Origin of the sequence: Calidifontimicrobium sp. SYSU G02091, assembly GCF_022631395.1 — a bacterium.
Lineage (GTDB): Bacteria > Pseudomonadota > Gammaproteobacteria > Burkholderiales > Burkholderiaceae_C > Calidifontimicrobium > Calidifontimicrobium sediminis.
Genome location: NZ_JALBGB010000007.1, coordinates 63,344 through 88,958 on the forward strand (window position 1 = coordinate 63,344; position 25,615 = coordinate 88,958).

The following is a 25,615-nucleotide window of genomic DNA, read 5'->3' on the forward strand; positions in this document are numbered from 1 at the left end:
CGGATGGCGGTGCGAGAGATCCTGAAGATGGGCGACCCCCGGCTGCTGCGCGTCGCGCAGCCGGTGCGCGCGTTCGACACGCCCGAGCTGCACGCGCTCGTGACCGACCTGTTCGACACGATGGCCGCTGCCGATGGCGCCGGGCTGGCCGCGCCGCAAATCGGGGTCGACCTGCAGGTCGTCATCTTCGGCTTCGAGCGCAACGTGCGCTATCCCGACGCGCCGCCGGTGCCGCAGACCGTGCTCGTCAACCCGGTGATCACGCCGCTGGGTGACGAGGAAGAAGAGGGCTGGGAAGGCTGCCTGTCGGTGCCCGGGCTGCGTGGCGTGGTGCCGCGCTGGCGGCGCATCCGCTACACGGGCTTCGACGCGCACGGCCGGCCGATCGAGCGCGAGGCCGAGGGCTTCCACGCCCGCGTCGTGCAGCACGAGTGCGACCACCTGATCGGCCGGCTGTACCCGACGCGCATGCGCGACTTCACCCGCTTCGGTTTCACCGAGGTGCTGTTTCCGGGATCCGCCGCGCCGCCCGACGATTAGCGCGGTCCGTGTAAACCTGTGTGAAGCGCGTCAGCCGGCGTGTGCGCGTGGCCGTTGAACGGACACGGAACCGACAGGAGACGCGTATGACCCGGCCCTTCCCTCCTGCCAGCGATGCGCGCGCGCACCGTGCACGCGGCGCTGCCGCCTGGGCGGCGCTGCTCGCGTTGCTGGCGGTGTTCGCCGCGCGGCCGGCGTGGGCCGATCCGCCCGGCCGCGTCGGGCGTCTGGCCGAGACGCAGGGCACCGTGTGGATCTACGACGCCGGGCGCGGCGGCTGGGACGAAGCGCTGCGCAACCGTCCGGTGACCGGCGGCGACCGCATCGCGACAGACCAAGGCGCGCGGGCGGTGATCCAGGTCGGCTCGGCGACGCTGCGGCTGGGCGGCGCGAGCGAAGTCGAGTGGGTGCAGCTCGACGACGACGCGGTGCGCGTGCGTGTGCTCGCCGGCAGCGTCGCGCTGCGTGTGTTCAGCGCCGACGTCGCGCACGAGTTCCAGCTGCTGACGCCGCGCGGGCGCGTGCTGCCGCTGTTCGCCGGGCACTACCGTGTCGACCTGCTTGCCGACTCCACCGTCGTCGAGGCGCTGCAGGGCGAGGCCGTGTTCGACGCCGACGACAGCCGCCTGACCGTCGTCGCGGGCCGACGCTTGGCGTTCTGGTCCGAGCGCGGACGCACGCACTACGACGTCGTCACGACGCCGCTCGACGACTTCGGCCGCTGGCTGCTCGCGGTGCAGCGCGACGAGCAGCGCGCGTGGGCGTCGACGCGCCACGTCTCGCCCGAGACGACGGGCTGGGAGGATCTCGACCGCCACGGCCGCTGGGACCACCACCCGCAGTACGGCTTCGTGTGGATCCCGTTCGGCGTGGCCGTCGACTGGGCGCCGTACCGCTACGGGCGCTGGGTGTGGATCGCGCCCTGGGGCTGGACCTGGGTCGACGACGCGCCGTGGGGCTTCGCGCCGTTCCACTACGGTCGCTGGGTGTGGTGGGACGGCCGCTGGGCCTGGTGGCCGGGCGGCTACGTGCGCCGGCCGGTGTACGCACCCGCGCTCGTGGGCTGGATCGGCGGCAGCCACTTCAGCATCGGCATCTCGATCGGCTCGACGCCGTGGGTCGGCTGGGTGCCGCTGTCGCCGTACGACGTCTACCGCCCTTGGTACCGCGTCACGCGGCCGCCGGTGCACGTGCCGCCGCCGCGCCCGGTGCCGCGCGACCGCGCCGCCGCGTCGACCTCGTCGTACTTCTACCTCAGCGTGCCCGGCAGCGTGACCATCGTCTCGCGTCAGGTGCTCGACGAGCGCCGCCCGGTCGGGCCGTCGCAGTGGCGTCGCGTCGATCCCGACGAGTGGCGGCGCGCCGCTCGCCCGCCGGCCGTCGTGGCCGCGCCGCCACCGCCGGCCTTCGCGGCGACGCCGCCGTCGCGCCCGGCCGTGCCGCCGCCCCCGCCGCGGCCCCCGCGCGGTGCGGGGTCCGACCGCGACGAGCGCGGCGACCGCGACGCTGGCCCAGGTGGCCACGGCGCGCGCTTCGGCCGCGATGAGCCGCGACCCGTGCCGCCGCCGCCCGGCAACGGTGCCCGCGAACGCAACGAGATCCGGGAGCGCAACGAGATCCGCGAACGCAATGAACCCGGCGACCGCAGCGGCTGGCGCGCCCGCGACGACGCGCCGCGGGCGTCGCCGCCGCCGGGCGTGCCGCTCGAGCGCGGTCGCGGGCCGACGGTCGAGCCGGCGCCGCGCTTCGATGTGCCGCCGCGCGGCGATGTGCCGCGCGCGCCGACACCACCGGTGTACGAGCGCCCGCGCGAGAGCGAACGGGAGCGGGAGAGGGAACGGGAACGGGAACGCGAGCGGGAACGCGACGGCGCCTCGCCCGTGCCGCCGCCGCGCGCGCTGCCGCGCCCGCTGGGGCCGGCTTCCGGTGCGGGCTTCTCGCGCGCACCGGCGTCGCCGGCCGACGCGCCCGCCGGTGGTGGGCAGCCACTGCCGCCGCTCGCGCGCAGCATCGACGCCGGCCCGCCGGGGCGCGGCGCCGCGCCCGATGCGCCCGAGCGCGCGCCGCGGGGGGATCGCCCCGAACGCGGCGGACGGCCCGACCGCGTCGAGGCACCGCCCGCCTGGCGCATGGGGCCGCCCGACGCCGGGCGCCCGTCACCGGCGGTGAATGCGCCGCCGCCTGCGTTCTCGCGCGAGCGCATCCAGCCCGTGCCGCCCGGCGCTCGCCGCGGCCCCGAGGCCGACGGCGCCGCGCCGCCGCGCACGCCGCCGTTCGACGATCCGCGCGCGTTGCCGCGCTGAACGCGCCGCGGTGCGTTCAGCGCCGTCGACGGCCGTGTCGATTCAGCCGCGCAGCAGCGCGCGCAGCGCGGGCCAGACGTTGTCGAGCATGATCGGCTGCGCGTCGGCGTTCGGGTGGATGCGGTCGGGCTGGAACAGGGCCGTCGGGTCGGGGCCGTCGGCGACGCCGGCGAGCAGGAAGGGCACCAGCGCCGCGCCCTCGGCCTTCGCGACGTCGCCGAACAGTGCGGCGAACTCGTCGGCGTAGCGGCGGCCGTAGTTCGGCGGCACCTGCATGCCCACCAGCAGCACGCGCGCGCCGGCCGCGCGTGCGGCGCGCACCATCGCGACGAGGTTGTCGCGCGTCATCGCCAGCGGCAGCCCGCGCAGCGCGTCGTTGCCGCCGAGCTCGATCACGACGTGCGTCGGCCGGTGTTCGGCCAGCAGCGCCGGCAGCCGCGAGCGCCCGCCCGAGGTCGTGTCGCCGCTGATGCTGGCGTTAACGACGCGTGCAGCGATCTTCTCGCGCGCGAGCCGCTGCTCGAGCAGCGCAACCCAGCCGCGCCCGCGCGGCAGCCCGTACTCGGCCGACAGGCTGTCGCCGACGACGAGCACGGTGGCCGGCCGGGCCGCGCGTGCGGGCAATGCCGCACCGCCCCAGGCCGCGAGGGCGAGGCCGCTACAGTGCGCGATCCACCGCCGGCGCGCGGGCGACAACAAGGCAGTCATGGGCGACAACGAACCGATCATCGCCGTCGAGCACGTCACCAAGCAGGTCAGCGACTCGACGGGGGTGCTGACGATTCTCCACGACATCGATTTCACCCTGCCGGCGCGGCAGTCCGCGGCCATCGTCGGCGCCTCGGGTTCGGGCAAGAGCACGCTGCTGTCGATCATCGCGGGCCTGGACGTGCCGACGTCGGGCACGGTGCGGCTGGCCGGCACCGACCTGTTCGCGCTCGACGAGGACGCGCGCGCGGCGGTGCGCGCACGCAGCGTCGGCTTCGTGTTCCAGAGCTTCCAGCTGCTGGGCAACCTGACCGCGCTCGAGAACGTGATGCTGCCGCTCGAGCTGATGGGCCGGCGCGACGCGCGTGCGCAGGCCACCGAGATGCTCGGCCGCGTCGGCCTCGGCCAGCGGCTGGGGCACTACCCGCGCGTGCTGTCGGGCGGCGAGCAGCAGCGCGTCGCGCTGGCGCGCGCGTTCGTCGTGCGCCCGCAGGTGCTGCTGGCCGACGAGCCCACCGGCAGCCTCGACTTCGCCACCGGCGCGACGGTGATGCAGCTGATGTTCGACCTCAACCGCGAGGCCGGCACGACGCTCGTGCTCGTCACGCACGACCGCGAGATCGCCGCGCGCTGCGACCGCCAGCTGCGCATCGAGGCCGGGCGGCTCGTGGCCTGACGGCCGGCAGCGGCAAAGCAAGAGGGGCGCCGCAGGCGCCCCTCGTCGTTCACCGGCGCGCGCCGCGCGCTCACTGCGAGAACTTGAAGTCGGTCTTGGCCTTGTCGCGCAGCGACTGCTGGTACTGCTGCATCTTGACCTGCGCGAGCTGCTGCTCGATCTGCGCGCGCACGTCCTCGAACGGCGGGAACTGCACCTCGCGCGTGTCCTCGAGCCTGATCACGTGCCAGCCGAACTGCGTCTTCACCGGCGACTCGGTGAGCTGGCCCTTGGCCAGCTTGGCCATCGCCTGGCCGAACTCGGGCACGTAGGCGTCGGCCTTCGCGAAGTCGAGGTCGCCGCCGTTGGACGCCGAGCCGGGGTCCTTCGAGTGCTTGGCCGCGAGGTCCTCGAACTTGGCGCCGCCCTTGATCTGCGCGATCAGCTTCTTCGCCTCGTCTTCGGTCTCGACGAGGATGTGGCGTGCGCGGTACTCGGTGCCGCTGGCCTGCGCCTTGAACTTGTCGTACTCGGCGCGGGCTTCGGCCTCGGTGACCGGGTTCTTGCGCTGCCAGTCGGCGAACAGCTCGCGGATCAGGATCGTCTGCCGGGCGAGCTCCATCTGGTTGCGGTAGTTCGCGCTTTGCGCGATGCCGCGGCGCTCGGCCTCCTGCGCGAAGATCTCGCGCAGCACGACCTCCTCGCGCACGCGCGCCTCGAGCTCGGGCGTCACCGGCTGCTGGCCCCCGCGCGTGGCCTGCTGCATCAGCACGTCGACGCGCGACTTGGGCACCGGCTTGCCGTTGACGATGGCGACGTTCTGCGCGTGGACGGGCAGCCACAGGCCGAGGGCCACGGCGGCCAGCGACACGCGCAGCGCGGAAGACTTCGGGTTCATGACGGGCACAGGCCTTTCGAGAGTGCGTGGAGGGTGCGCCGCGGCGGCGGCGTCGCGGGGGCGGCAGCGCGCCGCGCCCCGGCGGGTCAGGGATCGTCGGGGCTGCGCGCCTCGATCGCCAGCGCATGAATGCCGGCGGGAATCAGATCCCTCAGGGCATCATACACAAGGCGGTGGCGCGCGACGCGCGTGCGGCCACGGAACGCGGCCGAGACCACACGCACCGTGAAGTGACGCCCTTCGCGTGCGCCGGCGTGGCCCGCGTGGTGGTGGCTGTCGTCGATCACGTCGAGCGACTGCGGATTCAGCGCGCGCCGCAGCGCGGCCTCGATCTGCTCGGCGGTGACGGCCATCGTCAGGAACTGCCCGCGCCGACCGATGCCGGGCCGGCCTCGTCGCGGCGCCCGCAGCGCGCGACATAGGCCCACTGCGCGAGCGCGAACAGCGGCAGCAGCGCGAGCCCGGCAAAGACCTTGAACTGAAGCCACGCCGGCGCGGCGGCGCTGTACGCGACCCACAGGTGCAGCAGACCGAGCAGGCCGAACGCGCCGACCCACGCGGCATTGAGGTGCTGCCACGCGACGTCGCTCAGGGCGATGCGGTGCACCAGCAGCGTGCGCACGAGGTTGCGTCCGAGCCCGACACGGGCCAGCCACAGCACGAGGCCGAGCAGCCAGTACAGCACGCTCGGCTTCCAGCCGGCGAAACCCGGGCTGCCGCCCATCGCCGCGGCAGTCAGGGCCAGCAGCGCGACGAGCACGACCATCACCGTGAACGCCGGCGCGGCGGCGCGTGCGGCCCCCGTGCGCGGCCGGCGCCAGCGCACGGCGACCAGGTGCAGCGTGAGCACGGCGAGCGCCGCCATCGCGGCCAGCAGCGCCGGGGCCTCGCGCGCACCGACCTGCGCGACGGGCACGCGGTCGGCCATCAGCGTCGCGCCGGACCACGCCGCCGCCTGCGCCGGGTGATCGTCGAACCATCCGAAGACGGCGATGAACACGAAGGCGGGCAGCAGGTCGAACAGCGGCTTCATCGTGGCGAAAAGTCGATCGACGCCGAGTTGATGCAGAAGCGCTCGCCGGTGGGCTCGGGGCCGTCGTCGAAGACGTGCCCGAGGTGCGAGCCGCAGTTGCGGCAGCGGACCTCGACGCGCACCATGCCGTGGCTCTCGTCGAGCACGCGCTCGATGCGCGCGTCGTCGACGGCGCGCCACCAGCTCGGCCAGCCGCAGCCGGCGTCGAACTTGGCGTCGGCGTCGAACAGCACTTGGCCGCAGCCGATGCAGCGGTACGTGCCGTCGGCGAAGTGGTTCCAGTACTTGCCGCTGAATGCGCGCTCGGTGGCGGCCTGGCGCGCGATGCGGTACTGCACCGGGTCGAGCTGCGCGCGCCACTCGGCATCGCTCTTGCGCACGGGGTAGCGCGGGTCGTCGATGGGGTGCGGCGGTTCGATCGGCGTGCTCATTCGGCGTCAGCGGTGGCGGCGGCGAAGCGGTCCATGACGATTGTCGCCGTCGCGACAATCGCTGCAAGCGGGTGGGGGACAATCCCGCGTTGCCCGCGGCCCGGCGGCGCTCCGATACTGCGCGCCGGGCCGCGGGCCCGGACTTTCGCAGGAGATAACCGATGCTCGGTCTGATGCAAGACCAACCGCTGCTGATCTCGAGCCTGATCGAGTTCGCCGCGCGACACCACCACGACGCCGAGATCGTCTCGCGTCGCGTCGAGGGCGACGTGCACCGCTACACCTACCGCGACGCGGCGGCGCGCGCGCGCCGCGTGGCCAACGCGCTCGACCGCCTCGGCCTCGGGTTCAGCGACCGCGTCGCGACGCTGGCGTGGAACGGCCACCGCCACTTCGAGCTGTACTTCGGCGTCGCCGGCAGCGGGCGCGTCGTGCACACGATCAACCCGCGGCTCGCCCCCGAGCAGATCGTCTGGATCGCCAACCACGCCGAAGACCGCGTGCTGTGCTTCGACATGACGTTCCTGCCGATCGTCAAGGCGATCTGGACCCACTGCACCACCGTCAAGCACTGGGTCGCGCTGTGCGACGCCGCCGCGCTGCCGGCCGACACGGGCATCGACGGGCTGGTCGCCTACGAGGCGTGGATCGGCGGCGAGAGCGACGACTACCGCTGGCCGTCGTTCGACGAAAAGAGTGCCGCGGCGCTGTGCTACACGAGCGGCACGACCGGCAACCCGAAAGGCGCGCTGTACAGCCACCGCTCGACGATCCTGCACGCCTACGGCGGTGCGCTGCCCGACGCGCTGGGCATCTCGGCGCGCGACAGCATCCTGCCGGTGGTGCCGATGTTCCACGTCAACGCGTGGGGCATCCCGTACAGCGCGGCGATGACCGGCGCCAAGCTGGTGTTCCCCGGCCCGCACCTGGACGGCAAGTCGGTCTACGACCTGATCGAGGCCGAGCGCGTCACGATGGCCGCCGGCGTGCCCACCGTGTGGCTCGGGCTGCTCAACCACATGCAGCAGCACGAGCTGCGCTTCTCGTCGCTGCAGCGCACCGTGATCGGCGGCTCGGCGTGCCCGCCGGCGATGATCCGCACGTTCAAGGACCGCTACGGCGTCACCGTGCTGCACGCGTGGGGCATGACGGAGATGTCGCCGCTGGGCACCGTGTGCCACCTGAAGAACAAGCACCTGGGCCTGCCGCCCGAGGCGCAGATGGCGATCCTCGTCAAGCAGGGGCGCGCCGTGTACGGCGTCGAGATGAAGATCGTCGACCCTGCGGGCAGGGAGCTGCCGTGGGACGGCCAGCAAAGCGGCGACCTGCTCGTCAAGGGGCCGTGGATCATCAGCGGCTACTTCAAGGGCGAGGGCGGCGACCCGCTGCGCCACGACCCCGACGGCGACTGGTTCCCGACCGGCGACGTCGCGACGATCGACCCCGACGGCTTCCTGCAGATCACCGACCGCAGCAAGGACGTGATCAAGTCCGGCGGCGAGTGGATCAGCTCGATCGACGTCGAGAACATCGCGATGGCGCACCCGGCGGTCGCGATGGCCGCGTGCATCGCGGTGCCGCACCCGAAGTGGGACGAGCGCCCGCTGCTGGTCGTCGTCAAGAAACCCGGCGCCGAGGTCACGCGCGAGGAGCTGCTCGCGTTCTACGAAGGCAAGGTCGCGAAGTGGCAGATCCCCGACGACGTGCAGTTCGTCGATGCGATCCCGCTCGGTGCGACCGGCAAGATGCAGAAGATGAAGCTGCGCGAGATGTTCAAGGACTACCGGCTGCCGACGGCCTGATCGGTGCACGGTACCCCGCGGTCCCGGCAGCGACCGGGGCTTCGGGGTAGTCCCCGAGCCTCAAGCGTCGTCGCTTCCGGTAGGGTGTCCGTTGTGTGCGGTGCAACATCCAAGGAGAAGGCGATGGACTTCACGAGGCGCAGGTTCGGTCTGGCGGTGGGCGCGACGCTAGCGCTGGGCGGCACGGGCGCGTTCGCACAGAAAGGCGAGACGGTCAAGATCGCGTGGGTCGACCCGCTGTCGGGCATGCTGGCCAACATCGGGCAGAACAGCCTGCGCACGTTCCAGTTCATGGCCGAGAAGGTCAGCGCGAACAACCCGGCCGGCGTCAGGTTCGAGATCGTCCCGTTCGACAACAAGCTCTCGCCGCAGGAGAGCCTGACGGCGCTGCGCGCGATCACCGACCAGGGCATCCGCTACGTCACGCAGGGCAACGGCAGCTCGGTGGCCGGCGCGCTGATCGACGCGATCAACAAGCACAACGAGCGCAACCCCGGCAAGGAGATCGTGTTCCTCAACAACGCCGCGGTCGACCCCGACTTCACGAACGCCAAGTGCAGCTTCTGGCACTTCCGCTTCGACGCCGACACGTCGATGAAGATGGAAGCGCTGACGACCTACATGCGCGACGAGAAGAATGTCAAGAAGGTCTACCTGATCAACCAGAACTACTCGCACGGCCACCAGGTCGCCAAGTACTTCAAGGAAGCGCTGGCGCGCAAGCGCCCCGACGTGCAGATCGTCGGCGAGGACCTGCACCCGCTGGGCCAGGTGCGCGACTTCGCGCCCTACGTCGCGAAGATCAAGGCCTCGGGCGCCGACAGCATCGTCACCGGCAACTGGGGTTCGGACCTGTCGCTGCTGATCAAGGCCGCGAAGGACGCCGGCCTCGACGCCAACTGGTACACCTACTATGCCGGCGCCAACGGCTCGCCGTCGGCGATCGGCCCGACGATGGAAGGCAAGGTCAAGTACGTCTACATCGGCCACTCCAACATCCCCGAGCTGGCCACGTGGATGAAGGAGTACAACGCGCGCTTCAAGGAAGACCTGTCGCTGCTGTCGACGCTGCACGTGCTGCCGATGCTCGCGCAGGCGATGGCCAAGGCCAAGAGTACCGACCCGGTCAAGGTCGCGAAGGCGATGGAGGGCCTGTCGATCAAGAGCTTCTCGGGCGAGGTCACGATGCGCGCGACCGACCACCAGCTGCAGCAGCCGCTGTACATCGCGAGCTGGCGCAAGATCACCGACCCGGCCAAGCAGTACAACGTCGAGGGCACCGGCTACACCTGGGTGCAGGAGCGCGTGTTCGAGCCCTACGTGTCGAGCACGCCGACGTCGTGCCAGATGAGCCGCCCGGGCTGACGCGCCGACACCATCGCGCGCGCGCCGTGCGCCGCGCCGGGCCCGCCGGGGGCTGCTCCGACGGGCCCGTTTTTTGACCCGCCGCCGCGACCGACTTGGACCAGGTCCTCATCAATCTGCTCAACGGCGTCAGCTCCGGGCTGCTGCTGTTCATGCTCAGCGCCGGGCTGACGCTGATCTTCAGCATGATGGGCGTGCTGAACTTCGCGCACGCGAGCTTCTACATGCTCGGCGCGTACTTCGCGTACACGCTCAGTGGCCTCGTCGGGTTCTGGGCGGCGCTGGTGGCCGCCCCGCTGCTGGTGGGGCTGGCCGGCGCCGCGTTCGAGCGCTCGGTGCTGCGCCGCGTGCACAAGTTCGGCCACGTCGCCGAACTGCTCGTGACCTTCGGGCTGTCGTACGTGCTGCTCGAGATCGTGCAGCTCGTATGGGGGCGCACGTCGGTGCCGTTCGGGCCGCCGCCGGCGCTGGCCGGCACCGCGTTCACGCTGGTGTCGTCGTCGGCCGAGCCGATGCGCGTCGTGCTCGGCGTTGCACCACCCGAGATGTGCCAGCGCACCGCCGAGGTGATGGTCACGTGCACGCGCTACCCGCTCAACCGCGTGTTCCTTGCCGGTGTCGCGATCGCGATGCTGCTCGCGCTGTGGCTGATGCTCACGCGCACGCGCATCGGCCTCGTGATCCAGGCGGCACTGACGCACCCCGAGATGGTCGAGGCGCTCGGTCACAACGTGCCGCGCGTGTTCATGCTCGTCTTCGGCACCGGCTGCGCGATGGCCGGGCTGGCCGGCGTCGTCGGCGGCATCACGTTCGTCACCGAGCCGAACATGGCGCACATCGGGCCGATCATCTTCGCCGTTATCGTGATCGGCGGCATGGGCTCGCTGCCCGGCGCCTTCCTCGGCTCGATCCTCGTCGGCCTGCTGCAGACGCTGCCGCTGACGGTCGACAAGTCGCTCGTGCACCTGGCCGCGAGCTTCGGCCTGACGGTGGCGCCCGACAGCTGGCTGTACCCGGTGGCCAAGATCACGCTCGCGCAGGCCGCACCGATCCTGCCGTACCTGCTGCTGGTGCTGATCCTGATCCTGCGCCCGCGCGGGCTGCTCGGCACGAGGGAGAGCTGAGGCGATGACGCACGTGCGCGAGACGCGCCCGCACTTCCACTTCCGCCCGTGGAACGTCGCGCGCTGGCTGCTGTGGGGCTCGTTCGCCCTCGTGCTCGCGCTGGCGCCCGTCGTGTGGAACAGCGGGCTCGCGCACACGCTGCTGTCGCAGATCGGCATCGCGATCATCGTGTGCCTGTCGTACAACGTGATCTTCGGGCAGGGCGGCATGCTCAGCTTCGGCCACGCGGTCTACAGCGGGCTCGGCGCGTACCTGGCGATCCACACGCTCAACCTCGTGAGCGCCGGCGCGTTCGCGCTGCCGGTGAGCCTGATCCCGCTGGTCGGCGGGCTCGCCGGGCTCGGCTTCGCCGCGCTGCTGGGCTGGGTGACGACGAAGAAGGCCGGCACGACGTTCGCGATGATCACGCTGGGCATCGGCGAGCTGGTGTGGTCGATGTCGCTGATGCTGCCCGAGTTCTTCGGCGGCGAGGCCGGCATCACCGGCGACCGCGTCGTCGGCAAGCCGGTGATGGGCATCAGCTACGGCCCGCAGGTGCAGGTGTACTACCTGATCGCGGTGTACTGCTTCGTCAGCACGGCGGCGATGTTCGCGCTGACGCGCACGCCGCTCGGGCGCATCCTCAACGCGGTGCGCGACAACCCGGAGCGCGTCGAGTTCATCGGCTACAGCACGCAGACGGTGCGCTACCTCGCGTTCATGATCGCCGGTTTCTTCGCCGGCATCGGCGGCGGGCTGACGGCGCTGAACTTCGAGATCGTCACCGCCGACGTCGTCGGCGCGGCGCGCTCGGGCGCGTACCTGCTGTTCGTGTTCCTCGGCGGTGCGACGTTCTTCTTCGGGCCCATCATCGGCGGCGTGCTGATGGTCGTCGCGCTGGTGCTGCTGTCGGAGTGGACCAAGGCCTGGCTGCTGTACCTCGGGCTGATCTTCCTGTTCATGGTGATGTACGCGCCCGGCGGCATCGCGAGCCTGCTGATGATGAACCTGCGCGTGGCCGCGTTCGGCAAGCTCGGGCGCATCGCTGCGAGCTACCTCGCGCTGGCCGGTACCGCGGCGACCGTGCTGCTGGGCGTCGCCGCGATGATCGAGATGGTCTACCACCGGCAGCTCAATGCCGCGCTCGGCCCCGAGCTGAAGTTCCTCGGCGCGACGCTGCACACCGGCCACGTCGAGTCCTGGTTTGGCGCCGTGTTCCTCGTCGTCGTCGGCGTCGCGCTGTTCGAGCTGACGCGGCGGCAGTTCCGCCGCGAGTGGGACACGATCCAGCAGGAGATCGAGCAGGAAATCAAGCGCAGGGAGGCGCTGTGAGCAGCACCGCGCCGCTGCGCGCACGCGTCGTCCGGCCGGCCCGGGGCGGGCGGGCGTGCCGTGTCGGGAGGGGCGCCTCGTGAGCACACCCGCAGTCGAACTCGTCGACGTGCGCAAGAGCTTCGGCAAGACCGAGATCATCCGCGGCGCGAGCCTGGCGGTGCAGCCCGGCGAGCGGGTGGCGATCATCGGGCCCAACGGCGCCGGCAAGAGCACGCTGTTCAACCTGATCTCGGGGCGCTTCGGCGTCACGAGCGGCGAGATCCGCCTGCACGGCGAGCGCATCGACGGCAAGACGCCGTTCGAGATCAACCGCCGCGGGCTGGCGCGCAGCTTCCAGGTCAGCAACCTGTTCACGCGGCTGTCGGTGTTCGAGAACCTGCGCTGCGCGGTGCTGTGGAGCATGGGTCACCGCTACGCGTTCTGGAAGTTCCTCGCCGACCTGCGCGACGTCAACGACCGCGTCGAGCAGGTGATGGAGATGATCAAGCTCGACCGCCGGCGCGACGTGCTGGCGATGAATCTCACCTACGCCGAGCAGCGTGCGCTCGAGATCGGCATCACGATCGCCGGCGGCGCCGGCGTCGTGCTGCTCGACGAGCCCACTGCCGGCATGAGCAAGAGCGAGACGAAGCGCTTCGTGCAGCTGATCCGCGAGGTGACCGAGGGCAAGACGCTGCTCACCGTCGAGCACGACATGGGCGTCGTGTTCGGCTTGGCCGACCGCATCGCGGTGCTCGTCTATGGCGAGGTCATCGCGTTCGACACGCCCGACGCCGTGCGCGCCAACGCGCGCGTGCAGGAGGCGTACCTCGGCTCGGTGCTCGCCGAGCAGCAAGCCGCCTCGGCCGGAGGGTGAGGCGGTGCTCAAGCTCGACAACGTCCACGCCTTCTACGGCAAGAGCCACGTGCTGCACGGCGTGCACTTCGAGGTGCGCGAAGGCGAGATCGTCGCGCTGCTCGGGCGCAACGGGTCGGGGCGCTCGACGACGGTCAAGACGATCATGGGGATGGTCGACGGCACCGGCTCGATCACGTGGCGCGGCCAGCCGGTGATGGGCCGCAAGCCGTTCGAGATCGCGCACCTCGGCATCGGCTACGTGCCCGAGAACCGCGACATCTTCCCCAGGCTGACGGTGCATCAGAACCTGCAGCTCGGCGAGAAGCGCGGCAAGAACGCGCCGCGGTGGTCGTTCGACGACATGTACCGCCTGTTCCCGCGGCTGAAGGAGCGCCAGCACACCGAAGCCGGCGTGCTGTCGGGCGGCGAGCAGCAGATGCTCACGCTGTGTCGCACGCTGATGGGCGACCCCGACCTGATCATGATCGACGAACCGACCGAGGGCCTGGCGCCGAAGATCGTCGAGCTCGTCGCCGAGTACCTGCGCGAGCTCAAGCGCCGCGGCATCTCGGTGCTGCTCGTCGAGCAGAAGCTCACGATCGCGCTCGAGGTGGCCGACCGCTGCCTCGTGATGGGCCACGGCCAGATCGTGTTCGAGGGCACGCCCGCCGAGCTGCGCGCCAACGCGTACATTCGCAAGGAGTGGCTGGAGGTGTAGGCGCAGCCGCCCCCGACGGCGCCGACCGGGTCCTGTCGCCGAGGAGACGGATGCCGGCTGTGGCGCTCCCTAGAATCGAACGACCGTTCTATTTTTGCCCGACCGACCAGGAGAGCCCATGAACGCGAACTACGAGGTGCGCGGCGACGTCGCCGTCATCACGCTGAACAACCCGCCGGTCAACGGCCTGGGCTTCGACACCCGCAAGGCGTTCGCCGCGGGCGTCGACCGCGCGGTCGACGACCCCGCGGTGCGCGCGATCGTGATCACCGGCGCCGGCAAGGCGTTCTCGGGCGGCGCCGACATTCGCGAGTTCGGCTCGCCGAAGGCGCTCGCCGAGCCGAACCTGCTGTCGCTGATCAAGCTGCTCGAGGACTGCCCGAAGCCGGTCGTCGCCGCGCTGCACAGCGTGTGCATGGGCGGCGGGCTCGAGCTCGCGCTCGGCGCACACTACCGCGTCGCGGCGCCGGGCACGAACATCGCGCTGCCCGAGGTCAAGATCGGCCTCGTGCCGGGCGCCGGCGGCACGCAGCGGCTGCCGCGCGTGCTCGGCGTCGAGACGGCGCTGAACATGATCGTCAGCGGCGAGCCGGTCAAGAGCGAGGTGCTGTTCGCCCTGCCGGGACAGAAGCTGCTCGACCGCCTGATCGAGGGCGACCTGCTCGACGGCGCGGTCACGTTTGCGCGCGAAGTCGCCGACCGCCGGCCGCTGCCGCGCGTGCGCGACCTGAAGGCGGCGCACCCGCAAGGCGATGCCTACTTTCAGTTCGCGCGCAACACCGTCAGGGCGATGGCCAAGCACTTCCCGGCGCCGGTGCGCTGCGTCGACTGCGTCGAGCAGTCGACGAAGGCGAAGTTCGACGACGGCATGGTCTACGAGCGCGCCGCATTCCTCGCGCTGATGATGACGCCCGAGTGCAAGGCGCTGCGCCACGCCTTCTTCGGCGAGCGGGCAGCGAGCAAGATCCCCGACGTGCCCGAGGACACGCCGGTGCGCGAGATCCGCAAGGTGGCCGTGATCGGCGCGGGCACGATGGGCGGCGGCATCAGCATGAACTTCCTCAACGCCGGCATCCCGGTGACGATCCTCGAGACCAGCCAGGAGGCGCTCGACCGCGGGGTCGGCGTGATGCGCCGCAACTACGAAGCGCAGGTCAAGAAGGGCAAGCTCAAGCCCGAGCAGTACGAGCAGCGCATGGCGCTGCTGTCGACGACGCTCGCTTACGACGACATCCGCGACGCCGACCTCGTGATCGAGGCCGTGTTCGAGGACATGGGCGTCAAGGAGCAGGTCTTCCGCCGGCTCGACGAGGTGATGAAGCCCGGCGCGATCCTCGCGAGCAACACGTCGACGCTCGACCTGAACAGGATCGCGTCGTTCACGAAGCGCCCGCAGGACGTCGTCGGGATGCACTTCTTCAGCCCGGCCAACGTGATGAAGCTGCTCGAGGTCGTGCGCGGCGACAAGACCGCCAAGGACGTCCTCGCCACCGTGATGGCGATCGCCAAGAAGATCAGGAAGACGGCGGTCGTCTCGGGCGTGTGCGACGGCTTCATCGGCAACCGCATGCTCGAGCAGTACATCCGCCAGGCGATGTTCATGCTCGACGAGGGCGCGACGCCGGCGCAGATCGACAAGGCGATCGAGGCCTTCGGCTTCGCGATGGGGCCGTTCCGCATGAGCGACCTCGCCGGCAACGACATCGGCTGGGCGATCCGCAAGCGCCGCTACGTCGAGAAGCCCGAGATCCGCTACAGCCGCGTCGGCGACCGCCTGTGCGAGATGGGCCGCTTCGGCCAGAAGACCGGTGCCGGCTGGTACGACTACCAGCCCGGCAAGCGCGACGCGATCCCGTCGCCGGTGGTCGAGAAAATGATCGAGGACCACCGCCGCGAGCTCGGCATCGCGCCGCGCGCGATCGGCGACGAGGAGATCGTGCAGCGGCTCGTGTTCGCGCTCGTCAACGAGGGCGCGAAGATCCTCGAGGAAGGCATCGCGAGCAAGGCCAGCGACATCGACATGGTCTACCTCACGGGCTACGGCTTCCCGCTGCACCGCGGCGGCCCGATGTGCTACGCCGACACCTTCGGCCTGTTCAACGTCGTGCAGGCGATGAAGCGCTTCGCGCGCAACCCGCACGACGACGCCGGGTTCTGGACCCCGGCGCCGCTGCTGGCGAAGCTGGTCGCCGAAAGCCGGACCTTCACCTGAGCCGCCGCGCGAGCCCCCGACGAGAAAGGAACGCTGCCATGACCCGAGCTGTGATCGTCTCCACCGCCCGCACGCCGCTCGCCAAGAGCTGGAAGGGCGCCTTCAACATGACCCACGGTGCCACGCTCGGCGCCTTCGCGGTGCGCGCCGCCGTCGAACGCGCCGGTGTCGACCCCGCGGCGGTCGAGGACGTGCTGATGGGCTGCGCCAATCCGGAGGGCGCGACCGGCATGAACATCGCGCGCCAGATCGCGCTCGCCGCCGGGCTGCCGATCACGACGAGCGGCGTGACGATCAACCGCTTCTGCTCGAGCGGGCTGCAGACGATCGCGCTGGCCTCGCAGCGCGTGATCGCCGGCGAGGGCGAGGTCTACGTGGCCGGCGGCGTCGAGAGCATCTCGTGCGTGCAGCAGGAGATGAACCAGCACATGCTGTTCGACCCGGCGCTCAAGGCGAAGAAGCCCGAGATCTACTGGACGATGCTGCAGACGGCCGAGAACGTCGCCAAGCGCTACGCGATCTCGAAGGAGCGGCAGGACCAGTACGGCGCCGCCAGCCAGCAGAAGGCCTGCGCGGCGCAGGAGCAGGGGCTGTTCGACGCCGAGATGGTGCCCGTCACCGTCACGATGGGTGTCGCCGACCCCGTGCTCGGCCTGCGCACGAAGGAGGTCCGCGTCACGAAGGACGAGGGGCTGCGCCCGGGCACCACGGTCGACGGCATCAAGGACATCCGCCCGGCGCTGCCCGGCGGCGTGATCACCGCCGGCAACGCGAGCCAGTTCAGCGACGGCGCGGGGGCGTGCGTCGTCGTCGACGAGGCCTACGCCGAGCGCAAGGGGCTCAAGCCGCTCGGCCGCTTCCTCGGCTTCGCGGTCGCCGGCTGCGAGCCCGACGAGATGGGCATCGGCCCGGTGTTCGCGGTGCCCAAGGTGCTGCAGCGCCTGGGGCTGAAGGTCGACGACATCGACCTGTGGGAGCTCAACGAGGCGTTCGCGGTGCAGGTGCTGTACTGCGCCGACCGGCTCGGCATCCCGATGGAGCGGCTCAACGTCAACGGCGGCGCGATCGCGATCGGTCACCCGTATGGCGTCTCGGGCCAGCGCCTGACCGGCCACGCGCTGATCGAGGGCAAGCGCCGCGGCGCCAAGCGCGTGTGCGTGACGATGTGCATCGGCGGCGGCATGGGCGCCGCCGGCGTGTTCGAGGTGCTTTGACCGCCGCCGCAGCGGCCTGGCGGCCGCGCGGACGACGGCCCTGACCTGCCAGCGATGGACGCCGAACACGAACAGGCGCTGCTCGACCTCGGGCGCGACATCCTCGCGGCCCAGCCGTTCAGCCGGCTGGTCGGCACCGAGCTCGACGTGCTGCGCCCCGGGCACTGCGTGCTGTCGCTGACGATCGTCGAGGCGCTCATGCAGCAGCACGGCTTCGTGCACGGCGGCGTGCTGGCCTACCTCGCCGACAACGCGCTGACCTACGCCGGCAGCACCGCGATGCGCGCGCCGGTGCTGACCGCCGAGTTCAAGATCAACTTCCTGCGCCCTGCCGTCGGACGCCGTCTCGTCGCACGCGCCGACGCCGTGCACGTCGGCCGGCAGCAGGCGGTGTGCCGCTGCGACGTCGTGATGGTCGACGACGCCGGCGGCGAGAAGCTGTGCGCCATCGCGCAGGGCACGATCGCGCGCACCGGCGACGCCCCGCCGCACGTCGTCGCCGCCGCGAAGGACTGACGCCGGTGCGTGCGACCGTCGACTTCCTGCTGCACGACTGGCTGGCCGTCGAGTCGCTGACCGCGCGCACGCGCTTCGCCGACCACTCGCGCGAGACCTTCGCGCAGGTGCTCGACACCTGCGAGCGCATCGCGCGCGAGAAATACGCGCCGTTCAACCGCCTCGTCGACACCGAGGAGCCGCGCTTCGACGGCGAGAAGGTCGTCCTGCCGCAGGCCACGCACGACGCGTGGAAGGCGTATGCCGACAGTGGCATGCTCGCTGCGGCGCAGGACTACGCGCTCGGCGGCATGCAGCTGCCGTACACGGTCGAGGCGGCGGCCAACGGCTTCTTCGCGAAGGCCAGCGTCAGCATCAGCGCCGCGATGCTGACGGTGGCCAATGCCAACCTGCTGATGGCGCACGGCACGCCGGCGCAGCAGCGCGTGTTCGCGCACGCCGAGTTCGCCGGGCGCTGGTCGGGCACGATGTGCCTGAGCGAGCCGCAGGCGGGTTCGAGCCTGTCCGACGTCGCGACGCGCGCGGTGCCCGACGGCGCCGACTTCGAGGCCGACCCGCTCGGGCCGCGCTACCGCCTCACGGGCCACAAGATGTGGATCTCGGCCGGCGAGCACGAGCTGACCGAGAACATCGTGCACCTCGTGCTCGCGAAGATCCCCGGCCCCGACGGCCAGCTGGTGCCCGGCGTGAAGGGCATTTCGCTGTTCATCGTGCCGAAGTGGCTCGTCGACGCCGACGGGCGCCTGAGCGGCGAGCGCAACGACGTCGCGCTCGCCGGGCTGAACCACAAGTGCGGCTGGCGCGGCACGACGAACACGCTGCTGAACTTCGGCGAGGGCCGCTTCCGGCCCGGCGGCCGCGCAGGTGCCATCGGCTGGCGCATCGGCGCGCCGGGCGACGGCCTGCGCTGCATGTTCCACATGATGAACGAGGCGCGCATCGCGATCGGGATGGCCGCGGCGATGCTCGGCATGGCCGGGTTCGAGGCGTCGCTCGCATACGCGAAGCAGCGGCCGCAGGGCCGGCCGGTCACCGGCCGCGGCAAGGACCCGACACAGCCGCAGGTGCCGATCGTCGAGCACGCCGACGTCAAGCGCATGCTGCTCGCACAGAAGGCCTACGCCGAAGGCGCGCTCGCGCTCGAGCTGTACTGCGCGCGGCTCGTCGACGAGCAGCACACCGGCGAGCCCGCCGCCGCGGCCGACGCGAAACGGCTGCTCGAGGTGCTGACGCCGGTGGCCAAGAGCTGGCCGAGCGAGTGGTGCCTGGAGGCGAACAGCCTCGCGATCCAGGTGCTCGGCGGCTACGGCTACACGCGCGACTTCCCGGTCGAGCAGTACTGGCGCGACAACCGCCTGAACATGATCCACGAGGGCACGCACGGCATCCAGGCGCTCGACCTGCTCGGGCGCAAGGTCGTGATGGACGACGGCGCCGGGCTCAGGCTGCTCGCGGCGCGCGTCAACGCGACGATCGAGCGCGCCGGCCACGTCGAGGGGCTCGCGGCGCACGCGAACGCGCTCGCCGCCGCGCTGCACAAGGTCGGCGCGGCGACGAAGGCGGCATGGGCCACCGGCGTGCCCGACGAGGCGCTCGCGAACGCGACGCCGTACCTGCAGGCCTTCGGCCACGTCGTGCTGGCGTGGATCTGGCTCGACGTCGCGCTCGCGGCGCAGCGCCTGGGCGACGGTGCGATGAAGCACGGCAAGCTCGCGGCGATGCGCTACTTCTACGCCTACGAGCTGCCGAAGATCGATGCCTGGCTCGCCGTCGTCGCGTCGCGCGAGGCGGTGTGCCGCACGATGGATCCCGACTGGTTCTGACCCGCGCGATGAAGACGACGACCGTCGAGACGCTGGCCTGGGTGCTGATCTATGCCGGCCTGCTCGTCGCCTCGCTCGGCGGGTTCGTGCAGCGGCAGCACGACGCGCTCGGCTGGGGTCTCGTCGTCGGCGGTGGTGTGGCCGCCGCCGCCGGCGTCGCGCTGATCGTCGTGCGCTCGCGCATGCAGGACCCGCCTCGCTGACCCCCGGCCCCCGATCACCCAGGAGACCCGCCGATGAGCACCCCCGTCCTTCAACTGTTCGACCTTCGCGGCCGCACCGCGCTCGTCACCGGCGGCTCGCGCGGCCTCGGGCTGCAGATCGCCGAGGCGCTCGGCGAGGCCGGCGCCAAGGTGATGCTGACCTCGCGCAAGGCCGCCGACCTCGAGGAGGCCGCCGCCGAGCTGAGCACGAAGGGCATCGACGCGCGCTGGGTCGCTGCCGACGCGAGCCGGCCCGACGAGATCCGCCGCGTCGTCGACGAGACGCTGCAGCGCCTCGGACACGTCGACATCCTCGTCAACAACGCCGGTGCCACCTGGGGCGCGCCGGCCGAGGACCACCCGCTCGAGGCGTGGGACAAGGTGATGAACCTCAACGTGCGCAGCGTGTTCCTGTTCTCGCAGGCGGTCGGCAAGGCGAGCATGATCCCGCGCCGCTACGGGCGCATCATCAACGTCGCGTCGATCGCGGGGCTCGGTGGCAGCGCCGAGATGAAGTTCATCGCCTACGGCACGAGCAAGGGCGCGGTCGTCAACTTCACGCGCACGCTGGCCGGCGAGTGGGGGCCTTACGGCATCACCGTCAACGCGCTGGCGCCGGGTTTCTTCCCGAGCAAGATGACCAAGGGCGTGCTCGAGCAGTTCGGTGTCGACAACCTCGCGGCGTCTGCGCCGCTGCGGCGCATCGGCGACGACGACGACCTCAAGGGCGCCGCTCTGCTGTTCGCCAGCGCCGCCGGCAAGCACATCACCGGGCAGATCCTCGCCGTCGACGGCGGCGTGTCGGCCGTGCACCGCGGAGGCTGATTGCAGTTCGCCGCGCACATCCCGTTCGTCGAGCACCTGGGCCTCGAGCTGCGGCGCTTCGGCGGCGGCGAGGCCGAGGTGGCGCTCGCGCTGCGCGAGGCGCTGACCAACTCGTGGGGCGTCGCGCACGGCGGCGTGCTGATGACGCTGCTCGACGTCGCGATGGCGCACGCGGCGCGCAGCGCGCACCGCCACCCCGACGACGCACCCGGCGTGGCCACCGTCGAGATGAAGACCACGTTCATGCAGCCGGCCGAAGGCGTGCTCGCCGGCCACGGCCGCCTGCTGCACCGCACCGCGACGCTGGCGTTCTGCGAGGGCTGGGTCGTCGACGACCACGGCCACCGCTGCGCGCACGCGACCGCGACCTTCAAGTACCTGCGCGCCCTGCCCACGCGCGGGCGCAAGCTCAACGAACTGCGGCGCCCCGCGCCGCGCCCGGAGTCCGCATGACCGCCCTCGTCAACCATCAGATCGTGCTCGCCTCGCGCCCCAGCGGCGAAGCGACGCTCGACAACTTCCGCCTGCAGACCTCGGCCGTCGACCCCGACGCGCTCGCCGACGGGCAGGTGCTCGTGAAGATCCACTACCTGAGCCTCGACCCGTACATGCGCGGGCGCATGAACGAGGGCAAGAGCTACGCGCAGCCGCAGCCGCTCGGCGAAGTGATGATCGGCGGCACCGCGGGCGAGGTGATCGCGTCGCGCCACCCGGACTTCGCGGCGGGCGACCAGGTCGTCGGCATGGGCGGCTGGCAGCAGTACCAGCTCGTCGACGCCCGCCAGCGCGGCGTGCTGCGCAAGGTCGACACGACGCACGTGCCGCTGTCGGCATACCTCGGCGCGGTCGGCATGCCCGGCGTCACCGCGTGGGTGGGGCTGAACACGATCATCGAGCCGAAGGCCGGCGAGACGGTCGTCGTCAGCGCCGCCAGCGGCGCGGTCGGCGGCGTCGTCGGCCAGCTCGCGAAGGCCAGGGGTTGCCGCGCGGTCGGCATTGCCGGCGGGCCCGAGAAGTGCGCCTACGTCACCGGCGAGCTCGGCTTCGACGCCTGCATCGACTACAAGGTGCACCGCGACCTGAAGTCGCTCGCGGCCGCGCTCAAGCAGGCGTGCCCGGACGGCATCGACGGCTACTTCGAGAACGTCGGCGGCACGATCCTCGACGCCGTGATGCTGCGCATGAACGCCTTCGGCCGCATCGCGATGTGCGGCATGATCGCCGGCTACGACGGCCAGCCGATCCCGATGGCGAACCCGCAGCTGATCCTGATCTCGCGGCTGAAAGTGCAGGGCTTCATCGTCAGCGAACGCATGGACCTGTGGCCCGCGGCGCTCAAGGAGCTCGGTGCGATGGTGGCCAGTGGCCGGCTGAAGTACCGCGAGACGATCGCGCACGGCCTCGAGAGCGCGCCCGAAGCCTTTCTCGGGCTGCTGAAGGGGCGCAACTTCGGCAAGCAGCTCGTCAGGCTCGTCTAGGGCGACGATGCGCTGGTCGTGGTCGCGCTTCGCCGACCTCGGGGTCGATGGCCTGTACGACGCGCTGCAGCTGCGCTGCCGCGTCTTCATTCTCGAGCAGGGCCCGTACCTCGATCCCGACGGGCTCGACCGCGTCGCCTGGCACCTGCTCGGTCGCGATGGCGCGGGCACGCTGCAGGCCGTGCTGCGCGTCGTCGACCCGGGCGCGAAGTACGCCGAGCCCTCGATCGGTCGCGTCGCGGTCGCGCCCGAGGTGCGCGGCACCGGGCTCGGGCGCGCGCTGGTCGCCGAAGGCGTGGCCGGCTGCGGGCGCCTGTGGCCCGGGCGCGCGATCCGCATCAGCGCGCAGGCGCACCTTCAGCGCTTCTATGCCAGCTTCGGCTTCGAGACCGTGAGCGACACGTACCTCGAAGACGACATCCCTCACGTCGAGATGCTGCGAAAGGAAGGTCCATGAGCTTCGTCACGCACGACGTCACGAACCAGCCGCCGCCGCTGGCCGACCACGACCTGTGGGCGTGGAACCGCCCGCTGCGTGACGCGCTGGCGCACCACCTGCCGGGGTACGAGACGGCGCGGCTCGCGGCGATGGGCGTCGAGTTCGGCCGCGCCGACATGCTCGAGCACGCGCGGCTGGCCAACGTCCACCCGCCGCGGCTGAAGACGCACGACCGCTTCGGCCACCGCATCGACCAGGTCGAGTTCCACCCGAGCTACCACGCGCTGATGGCCAGCGCGCTGCGCCACGGTCTGCACGGCGCGCCGTGGGCGAAGGGTGCCGGTGCGCACGTCGAGCGTGCCGCGGCGTTCATGCTGTTCACCGAGCTCGAGCCGTCGGTGCTGTGTCCGGTGTCGATGAGCTACGCCGTGACGCCCGCGCTGCGCGCCAACGCCGGCATCACGCAGGCGTGGATGCCGAAGATCGTCGCGTCGGACTACGACCCGCGCTTCGTGCCGTTCGAGCGCAAGAGTGGGGTCACGCTCGGCATGGGCATGACGGAGAAGCAGGGCGGCTCCGACGTGCGCTCGAACACGACGCGCGCCGAGCGCGACGGCGCCGACGCCTGGGGCGAGCGCTACCGCATCACCGGCCACAAGTGGTTCTTCTCGGCGCCGATGTGCGACGCGCACCTCGTGCTCGCGCAGGCGAGCGGGGGACTCAGCTGCTTCTTCGTGCCGCGCATCCTGCCCGACGGCAGCGTCAACGCGCTGCGCGTGCAGCGCCTGAAGGACAAGCTCGGCAACCACGCGAACGCGAGCAGCGAGGTCGAGTTCCACGACGCGATCGGCTGGCGCGTCGGCGACGAGGGGCGCGGCGTGCCGCAGATCCTCGCGATGGGTGCGCTCACGCGCCTGGACTGCGCGCTCGGCACCGCGGGCCTGATGCGCGCGGCGCTGACGCTCGCGCTGCACCACACGGCGCACCGCAGCGCGTTCGGCAGGCGGCTCGTCGAGCAGCCGCTGATGAAGAACGTGCTCGCCGACCTCGCGCTCGAGAGCGAGGCCGCCACCGCGCTCGCGCTGCGCGTCGCGGTGACGATCGACCGCACCGAGTACCCCGGCCACCCCGAACGCGAGCACGAGGCCGTGCTGCGCCGCGTGCTGACGCCGATCGCCAAGTTCTGGATCTGCAAGCGCGGCAGCGCCTTCGGCCAGGAGGCGATGGAGTGCCTGGGCGGCAACGGCTACGTCGAGGAGCACGGCGAAGGCGTGATGGCGCGCATCTACCGCGAGATGCCGCTGAACTCGATCTGGGAGGGCGCGGCCAACATCATGGCGCTCGACCTGCTGCGCGCGCTGCGCAGCGCCGACGTCGCGCCGGCGCTCGAGCGCGAACTCGCGGCCGCGCGCGGCATCCACCCGGGCTTCGACCGGCTCGCGGCGGCGCTGCCGGCGCGCATCGACGGCGTCACCGACGAGATCGCCGCGCGCGCGCTGGCGCGCGACGTGGCCCTCTTGATGCAGGCGTCGCTGCTCGCGCGCCACGCACCGCGCGCGGTGGCCGAGGCGTTCTGCCGCGCGCGCCTCGCGCAGGGCAGCGACGTGTTCGGCACGCTGCCGGCGGACCTGCCGTTCGACGCGCTGATCGAGCGCGCGCGGGGCCGCTGACCACCAACGAGGAGACCCGACGATGAAGACCTTCCACGGCCGCACCGCGGTGATCACCGGCGCCGCGTCGGGCTTCGGCCTCGAGGTGGCCCGCCTCGCCGCGCGCGAGGGCATGCACGTCGTGATGGCCGACGTGCAGCCCGACGCGCTCGAGCTCGCGGCGCACGAGATCCGCGACCTCGGCGCGCCCGTGCTGCCGATGCGCGTCGACGTCGCGAAGGCGGCCGACGTCGACGCGCTCGGCGCCGCGGTGCGCGAGCGGTTTGGTGCGCCGCACTTCGTCTTCAACAACGCCGGCGTCGCCGTCGGTGGGCTGGTGTGGGAGCACACGGCCGCCGACTGGGAGTGGGTCGTCGGCGTCAACCTGATGGGCGTCGCGCACGGCGTGCGCGTGTTCGTGCCGATGATGCTCGAGGCGGCGAAGGCCGATGCCGCGTACGAGGGCCACGTCGTCAACACCGCGTCGATGGCCGGGCTGCTGAGCCCGCCGAACATGGGCCTGTACAACGCGACGAAGCACGCGGTGGTGGCGCTCAGCGAGACGCTGTACCAGGACCTTTCGCTCGTCACCGGGCAGGTCACGGCGTCGGTGCTGTGCCCGTACTTCGTGCCCACCGGCATCCACCGCAGCCAGCGCAACCGCCCGGCGGATCTGCCGCCGCCACCGCCCACGCGCAGCCAGCTGATCGCGCAGGCGATGAGCGAGAAGGCGGTGACGAGTGGCAAGGTGACCGCTGCGCAGGTCGCGCAGGCCGTGTTCGACGCGCTGCGCGAGCGCCGCTTCTACATCTACAGCCACCCGCACGCGCTCAAGAGCGTGCAGACGCGCCTCGAGGACGTCGTCCAGGGCCGCAACCCGACCGACCCGTTCGCCGACAAGCCCGAGCTCGGCGCACAGCTGCGCGCGGCGCTGCACGCGGCCGGGTGAGCACGAGGGAGCCGATGTTCGCCGACGAGCGTCCGGCACCCGGCCAGGTCGCGCTGATCGAGCCGTTCTGGCTCGCGTACCAGCGTGCCCGTGGCGTGAAGGTCGAGGGCTTCGCCGCCACCGCGCTCGGCCACACGCGGCGTCTGGCCGACGAATTGGCCGAGCTCGTCGAGCGCGGCGTCAAGCGTGCGCACGCGACGCTGCTCGCGGACTTCGAGCGCGACGGCGACGCGCTGCCCGCCGTCGGCGACCACCTCGTCGTGCTCGACGGCGCCGGCCGCCCGCGCGCGATCGTGCGCACGACGCACGTCGAGAAGCGGCGCTTCGACGAGATCGACGAGGCCGTCGCGTTCGCCGCCGGCGAGGGCGACCTGACGCTCGCGTGGTGGCTCACTGCGCACCGGCAGGACTTCGGCGAGCGCGCCGAGCGCGAGGGCTTCGCGTTCGACGCCTCGAGCGTGCTCGTGCTCGAGTTCTTCGAGCGCGTGTGGCCGCCCGAGGGCGAGACGGGGCACGGCGCCTGACTTGCCGCGCACCGGTTGCCCGCGGTACCGCACGGCACGCCGACTTGTCAACG

At 71.5% G+C, this 25,615-nt stretch carries 26 protein-coding genes; 21 read left to right on the forward strand and 5 right to left on the reverse strand.

The window, feature by feature from the left end; all coding sequences use genetic code 11:
• The first annotated feature begins 3 nt into the window (after positions 1-3).
• Both def and MOJ79_RS06720 read left to right on the forward strand, forming a co-directional pair.
• On the forward strand, positions 4-540 hold the full coding sequence (gene def / locus MOJ79_RS06715; RefSeq protein WP_241923436.1) for a peptide deformylase: 537 nt from the start codon (positions 4-6) through the stop codon (positions 538-540).
• 86 nt (positions 541-626) lie between these two features.
• The gene (locus tag MOJ79_RS06720) at positions 627-2,843 is read left to right on the forward strand and encodes a DUF6600 domain-containing protein (protein WP_241923437.1); all 2,217 of its coding nucleotides are present in this window, start codon (positions 627-629) and stop codon (positions 2,841-2,843) included.
• 42 nt (positions 2,844-2,885) lie between these two features.
• Here MOJ79_RS06720 and MOJ79_RS06725 read toward each other — a convergent pair whose 3' ends face one another.
• Positions 2,886-3,551 carry an arylesterase gene (locus MOJ79_RS06725; protein WP_241923438.1) on the reverse strand — a complete coding sequence of 222 codons (666 nt, stop codon included), beginning with the start codon at positions 3,549-3,551 and terminating at the stop codon, positions 2,886-2,888.
• On the opposite strand from MOJ79_RS06725, the gene MOJ79_RS06730 reads away from it, so the two are divergent.
• On the forward strand, positions 3,550-4,227 hold the full coding sequence (locus MOJ79_RS06730; RefSeq protein ID WP_119286732.1) for an ABC transporter ATP-binding protein: 678 nt from the start codon (positions 3,550-3,552) through the stop codon (positions 4,225-4,227). The genes MOJ79_RS06725 and MOJ79_RS06730 overlap by 2 nt on opposite strands.
• A 70-nt stretch (positions 4,228-4,297) precedes the next feature.
• Here MOJ79_RS06730 and MOJ79_RS06735 read toward each other — a convergent pair whose 3' ends face one another.
• The 4 genes from MOJ79_RS06735 to msrB form a co-directional block, all read right to left on the reverse strand.
• Positions 4,298-5,104 (reverse strand): peptidylprolyl isomerase, encoded by an 807-nt coding sequence (locus tag MOJ79_RS06735; protein ID WP_241923439.1) that lies wholly within the window; start codon positions 5,102-5,104, stop codon positions 4,298-4,300.
• An 86-nt stretch (positions 5,105-5,190) separates the two neighbouring features.
• Positions 5,191-5,457: a BolA family protein gene (locus tag MOJ79_RS06740; RefSeq protein WP_241923440.1), complete on the reverse strand. Its 267-nt coding sequence runs from the start codon at positions 5,455-5,457 to the stop codon at positions 5,191-5,193.
• Positions 5,458-5,459: 2 nt separating this feature from the next.
• Positions 5,460-6,137, reverse strand: a complete 678-nt coding sequence (locus MOJ79_RS06745; protein ID WP_241923441.1) for a septation protein IspZ — start codon at positions 6,135-6,137, stop codon at positions 5,460-5,462.
• Positions 6,134-6,568, reverse strand: a complete 435-nt coding sequence (msrB, locus tag MOJ79_RS06750) for a peptide-methionine (R)-S-oxide reductase MsrB (protein WP_241923442.1) — start codon at positions 6,566-6,568, stop codon at positions 6,134-6,136. Before msrB ends, MOJ79_RS06745 begins: the two co-directional genes overlap by 4 nt.
• A 161-nt stretch (positions 6,569-6,729) precedes the next feature.
• On the opposite strand from msrB, the gene MOJ79_RS06755 reads away from it, so the two are divergent.
• From MOJ79_RS06755 to MOJ79_RS06840, 18 genes are all read left to right on the forward strand, one after another.
• Entirely contained in the window at positions 6,730-8,370 is a 1,641-nt protein-coding gene (locus tag MOJ79_RS06755; protein ID WP_241923443.1) for a 3-(methylthio)propionyl-CoA ligase, read from the forward strand.
• Between the two features lie 123 nt (positions 8,371-8,493).
• A complete protein-coding gene (locus MOJ79_RS06760) occupies positions 8,494-9,735 on the forward strand; it encodes a branched-chain amino acid ABC transporter substrate-binding protein (RefSeq protein WP_241923444.1) in 1,242 nt (413 codons plus the stop codon).
• Between the two features lie 95 nt (positions 9,736-9,830).
• Positions 9,831-10,859: a branched-chain amino acid ABC transporter permease gene (locus MOJ79_RS06765; protein ID WP_259374361.1), complete on the forward strand. Its 1,029-nt coding sequence runs from the start codon at positions 9,831-9,833 to the stop codon at positions 10,857-10,859.
• A 4-nt stretch (positions 10,860-10,863) separates the two neighbouring features.
• Positions 10,864-12,171 carry a branched-chain amino acid ABC transporter permease gene (locus MOJ79_RS06770; protein WP_241923445.1) on the forward strand — a complete coding sequence of 436 codons (1,308 nt, stop codon included), beginning with the start codon at positions 10,864-10,866 and terminating at the stop codon, positions 12,169-12,171.
• A 79-nt stretch (positions 12,172-12,250) separates the two neighbouring features.
• Positions 12,251-13,030 (forward strand): ABC transporter ATP-binding protein, encoded by a 780-nt coding sequence (locus MOJ79_RS06775; RefSeq protein WP_241923446.1) that lies wholly within the window; start codon positions 12,251-12,253, stop codon positions 13,028-13,030.
• Positions 13,031-13,034: 4 nt separating this feature from the next.
• Entirely contained in the window at positions 13,035-13,730 is a 696-nt protein-coding gene (locus MOJ79_RS06780; protein ID WP_241923447.1) for an ABC transporter ATP-binding protein, read from the forward strand.
• Positions 13,731-13,848: 118 nt separating this feature from the next.
• A complete protein-coding gene (locus MOJ79_RS06785) occupies positions 13,849-15,942 on the forward strand; it encodes a 3-hydroxyacyl-CoA dehydrogenase NAD-binding domain-containing protein (RefSeq protein WP_241923448.1) in 2,094 nt (697 codons plus the stop codon).
• A gap of 38 nt (positions 15,943-15,980) precedes the next feature.
• Positions 15,981-17,156, forward strand: a complete 1,176-nt coding sequence (locus MOJ79_RS06790; RefSeq protein WP_241923449.1) for an acetyl-CoA C-acyltransferase — start codon at positions 15,981-15,983, stop codon at positions 17,154-17,156.
• 54 nt (positions 17,157-17,210) lie between these two features.
• The gene (locus tag MOJ79_RS06795) at positions 17,211-17,672 is read left to right on the forward strand and encodes a PaaI family thioesterase (RefSeq protein WP_241923450.1); all 462 of its coding nucleotides are present in this window, start codon (positions 17,211-17,213) and stop codon (positions 17,670-17,672) included.
• 5 nt (positions 17,673-17,677) lie between these two features.
• Positions 17,678-19,495 (forward strand): acyl-CoA dehydrogenase, encoded by a 1,818-nt coding sequence (locus tag MOJ79_RS06800; RefSeq protein WP_241923451.1) that lies wholly within the window; start codon positions 17,678-17,680, stop codon positions 19,493-19,495.
• An 8-nt stretch (positions 19,496-19,503) separates the two neighbouring features.
• Positions 19,504-19,698: a hypothetical protein gene (locus MOJ79_RS06805; RefSeq protein WP_241923452.1), complete on the forward strand. Its 195-nt coding sequence runs from the start codon at positions 19,504-19,506 to the stop codon at positions 19,696-19,698.
• A gap of 33 nt (positions 19,699-19,731) precedes the next feature.
• Complete coding sequence (locus tag MOJ79_RS06810; RefSeq protein ID WP_241923453.1) at positions 19,732-20,523, forward strand: SDR family oxidoreductase; 792 nt, start codon at positions 19,732-19,734, stop codon at positions 20,521-20,523.
• Complete coding sequence (locus MOJ79_RS06815; RefSeq protein ID WP_241923454.1) at positions 20,524-20,976, forward strand: PaaI family thioesterase; 453 nt, start codon at positions 20,524-20,526, stop codon at positions 20,974-20,976.
• Positions 20,973-22,001, forward strand: a complete 1,029-nt coding sequence (locus tag MOJ79_RS06820; protein ID WP_241923455.1) for an NADP-dependent oxidoreductase — start codon at positions 20,973-20,975, stop codon at positions 21,999-22,001. The genes MOJ79_RS06815 and MOJ79_RS06820 overlap by 4 nt, the downstream gene beginning before the upstream one ends.
• 7 nt (positions 22,002-22,008) lie before the next feature.
• Entirely contained in the window at positions 22,009-22,458 is a 450-nt protein-coding gene (locus tag MOJ79_RS06825) for a GNAT family N-acetyltransferase (RefSeq protein ID WP_119353812.1), read from the forward strand.
• On the forward strand, positions 22,455-24,110 hold the full coding sequence (locus tag MOJ79_RS06830; protein ID WP_241923456.1) for an isovaleryl-CoA dehydrogenase: 1,656 nt from the start codon (positions 22,455-22,457) through the stop codon (positions 24,108-24,110). Before MOJ79_RS06825 ends, MOJ79_RS06830 begins: the two co-directional genes overlap by 4 nt.
• A gap of 22 nt (positions 24,111-24,132) precedes the next feature.
• Positions 24,133-25,038: an SDR family oxidoreductase gene (locus MOJ79_RS06835; protein WP_241923457.1), complete on the forward strand. Its 906-nt coding sequence runs from the start codon at positions 24,133-24,135 to the stop codon at positions 25,036-25,038.
• A 14-nt stretch (positions 25,039-25,052) separates the two neighbouring features.
• Positions 25,053-25,562 (forward strand): ASCH domain-containing protein, encoded by a 510-nt coding sequence (locus tag MOJ79_RS06840; RefSeq protein ID WP_241923458.1) that lies wholly within the window; start codon positions 25,053-25,055, stop codon positions 25,560-25,562.
• Positions 25,563-25,615 lie beyond the last annotated feature (53 nt).

Coding starts and splice junctions, on each gene's coding strand:
- def (WP_241923436.1), top strand. CDS start 4: ATGGCGGTGCGAGAGATCCTGAAGATGGGCGACCCCCGGCTGCTGCGC.
- MOJ79_RS06720 (WP_241923437.1), top strand. CDS start 627: ATGACCCGGCCCTTCCCTCCTGCCAGCGATGCGCGCGCGCACCGTGCA.
- MOJ79_RS06730 (WP_119286732.1), top strand. CDS start 3,550: ATGGGCGACAACGAACCGATCATCGCCGTCGAGCACGTCACCAAGCAG.
- MOJ79_RS06725 (WP_241923438.1), bottom strand. CDS start 3,551: ATGACTGCCTTGTTGTCGCCCGCGCGCCGGCGGTGGATCGCGCACTGT.
- MOJ79_RS06735 (WP_241923439.1), bottom strand. CDS start 5,104: ATGAACCCGAAGTCTTCCGCGCTGCGCGTGTCGCTGGCCGCCGTGGCC.
- MOJ79_RS06740 (WP_241923440.1), bottom strand. CDS start 5,457: ATGGCCGTCACCGCCGAGCAGATCGAGGCCGCGCTGCGGCGCGCGCTG.
- MOJ79_RS06745 (WP_241923441.1), bottom strand. CDS start 6,137: ATGAAGCCGCTGTTCGACCTGCTGCCCGCCTTCGTGTTCATCGCCGTC.
- msrB (WP_241923442.1), bottom strand. CDS start 6,568: ATGAGCACGCCGATCGAACCGCCGCACCCCATCGACGACCCGCGCTAC.
- MOJ79_RS06755 (WP_241923443.1), top strand. CDS start 6,730: ATGCTCGGTCTGATGCAAGACCAACCGCTGCTGATCTCGAGCCTGATC.
- MOJ79_RS06760 (WP_241923444.1), top strand. CDS start 8,494: ATGGACTTCACGAGGCGCAGGTTCGGTCTGGCGGTGGGCGCGACGCTA.
- MOJ79_RS06770 (WP_241923445.1), top strand. CDS start 10,864: ATGACGCACGTGCGCGAGACGCGCCCGCACTTCCACTTCCGCCCGTGG.
- MOJ79_RS06785 (WP_241923448.1), top strand. CDS start 13,849: ATGAACGCGAACTACGAGGTGCGCGGCGACGTCGCCGTCATCACGCTG.
- MOJ79_RS06790 (WP_241923449.1), top strand. CDS start 15,981: ATGACCCGAGCTGTGATCGTCTCCACCGCCCGCACGCCGCTCGCCAAG.
- MOJ79_RS06795 (WP_241923450.1), top strand. CDS start 17,211: ATGGACGCCGAACACGAACAGGCGCTGCTCGACCTCGGGCGCGACATC.
- MOJ79_RS06805 (WP_241923452.1), top strand. CDS start 19,504: ATGAAGACGACGACCGTCGAGACGCTGGCCTGGGTGCTGATCTATGCC.
- MOJ79_RS06810 (WP_241923453.1), top strand. CDS start 19,732: ATGAGCACCCCCGTCCTTCAACTGTTCGACCTTCGCGGCCGCACCGCG.
- MOJ79_RS06820 (WP_241923455.1), top strand. CDS start 20,973: ATGACCGCCCTCGTCAACCATCAGATCGTGCTCGCCTCGCGCCCCAGC.
- MOJ79_RS06825 (WP_119353812.1), top strand. CDS start 22,009: ATGCGCTGGTCGTGGTCGCGCTTCGCCGACCTCGGGGTCGATGGCCTG.
- MOJ79_RS06830 (WP_241923456.1), top strand. CDS start 22,455: ATGAGCTTCGTCACGCACGACGTCACGAACCAGCCGCCGCCGCTGGCC.
- MOJ79_RS06835 (WP_241923457.1), top strand. CDS start 24,133: ATGAAGACCTTCCACGGCCGCACCGCGGTGATCACCGGCGCCGCGTCG.
- MOJ79_RS06840 (WP_241923458.1), top strand. CDS start 25,053: ATGTTCGCCGACGAGCGTCCGGCACCCGGCCAGGTCGCGCTGATCGAG.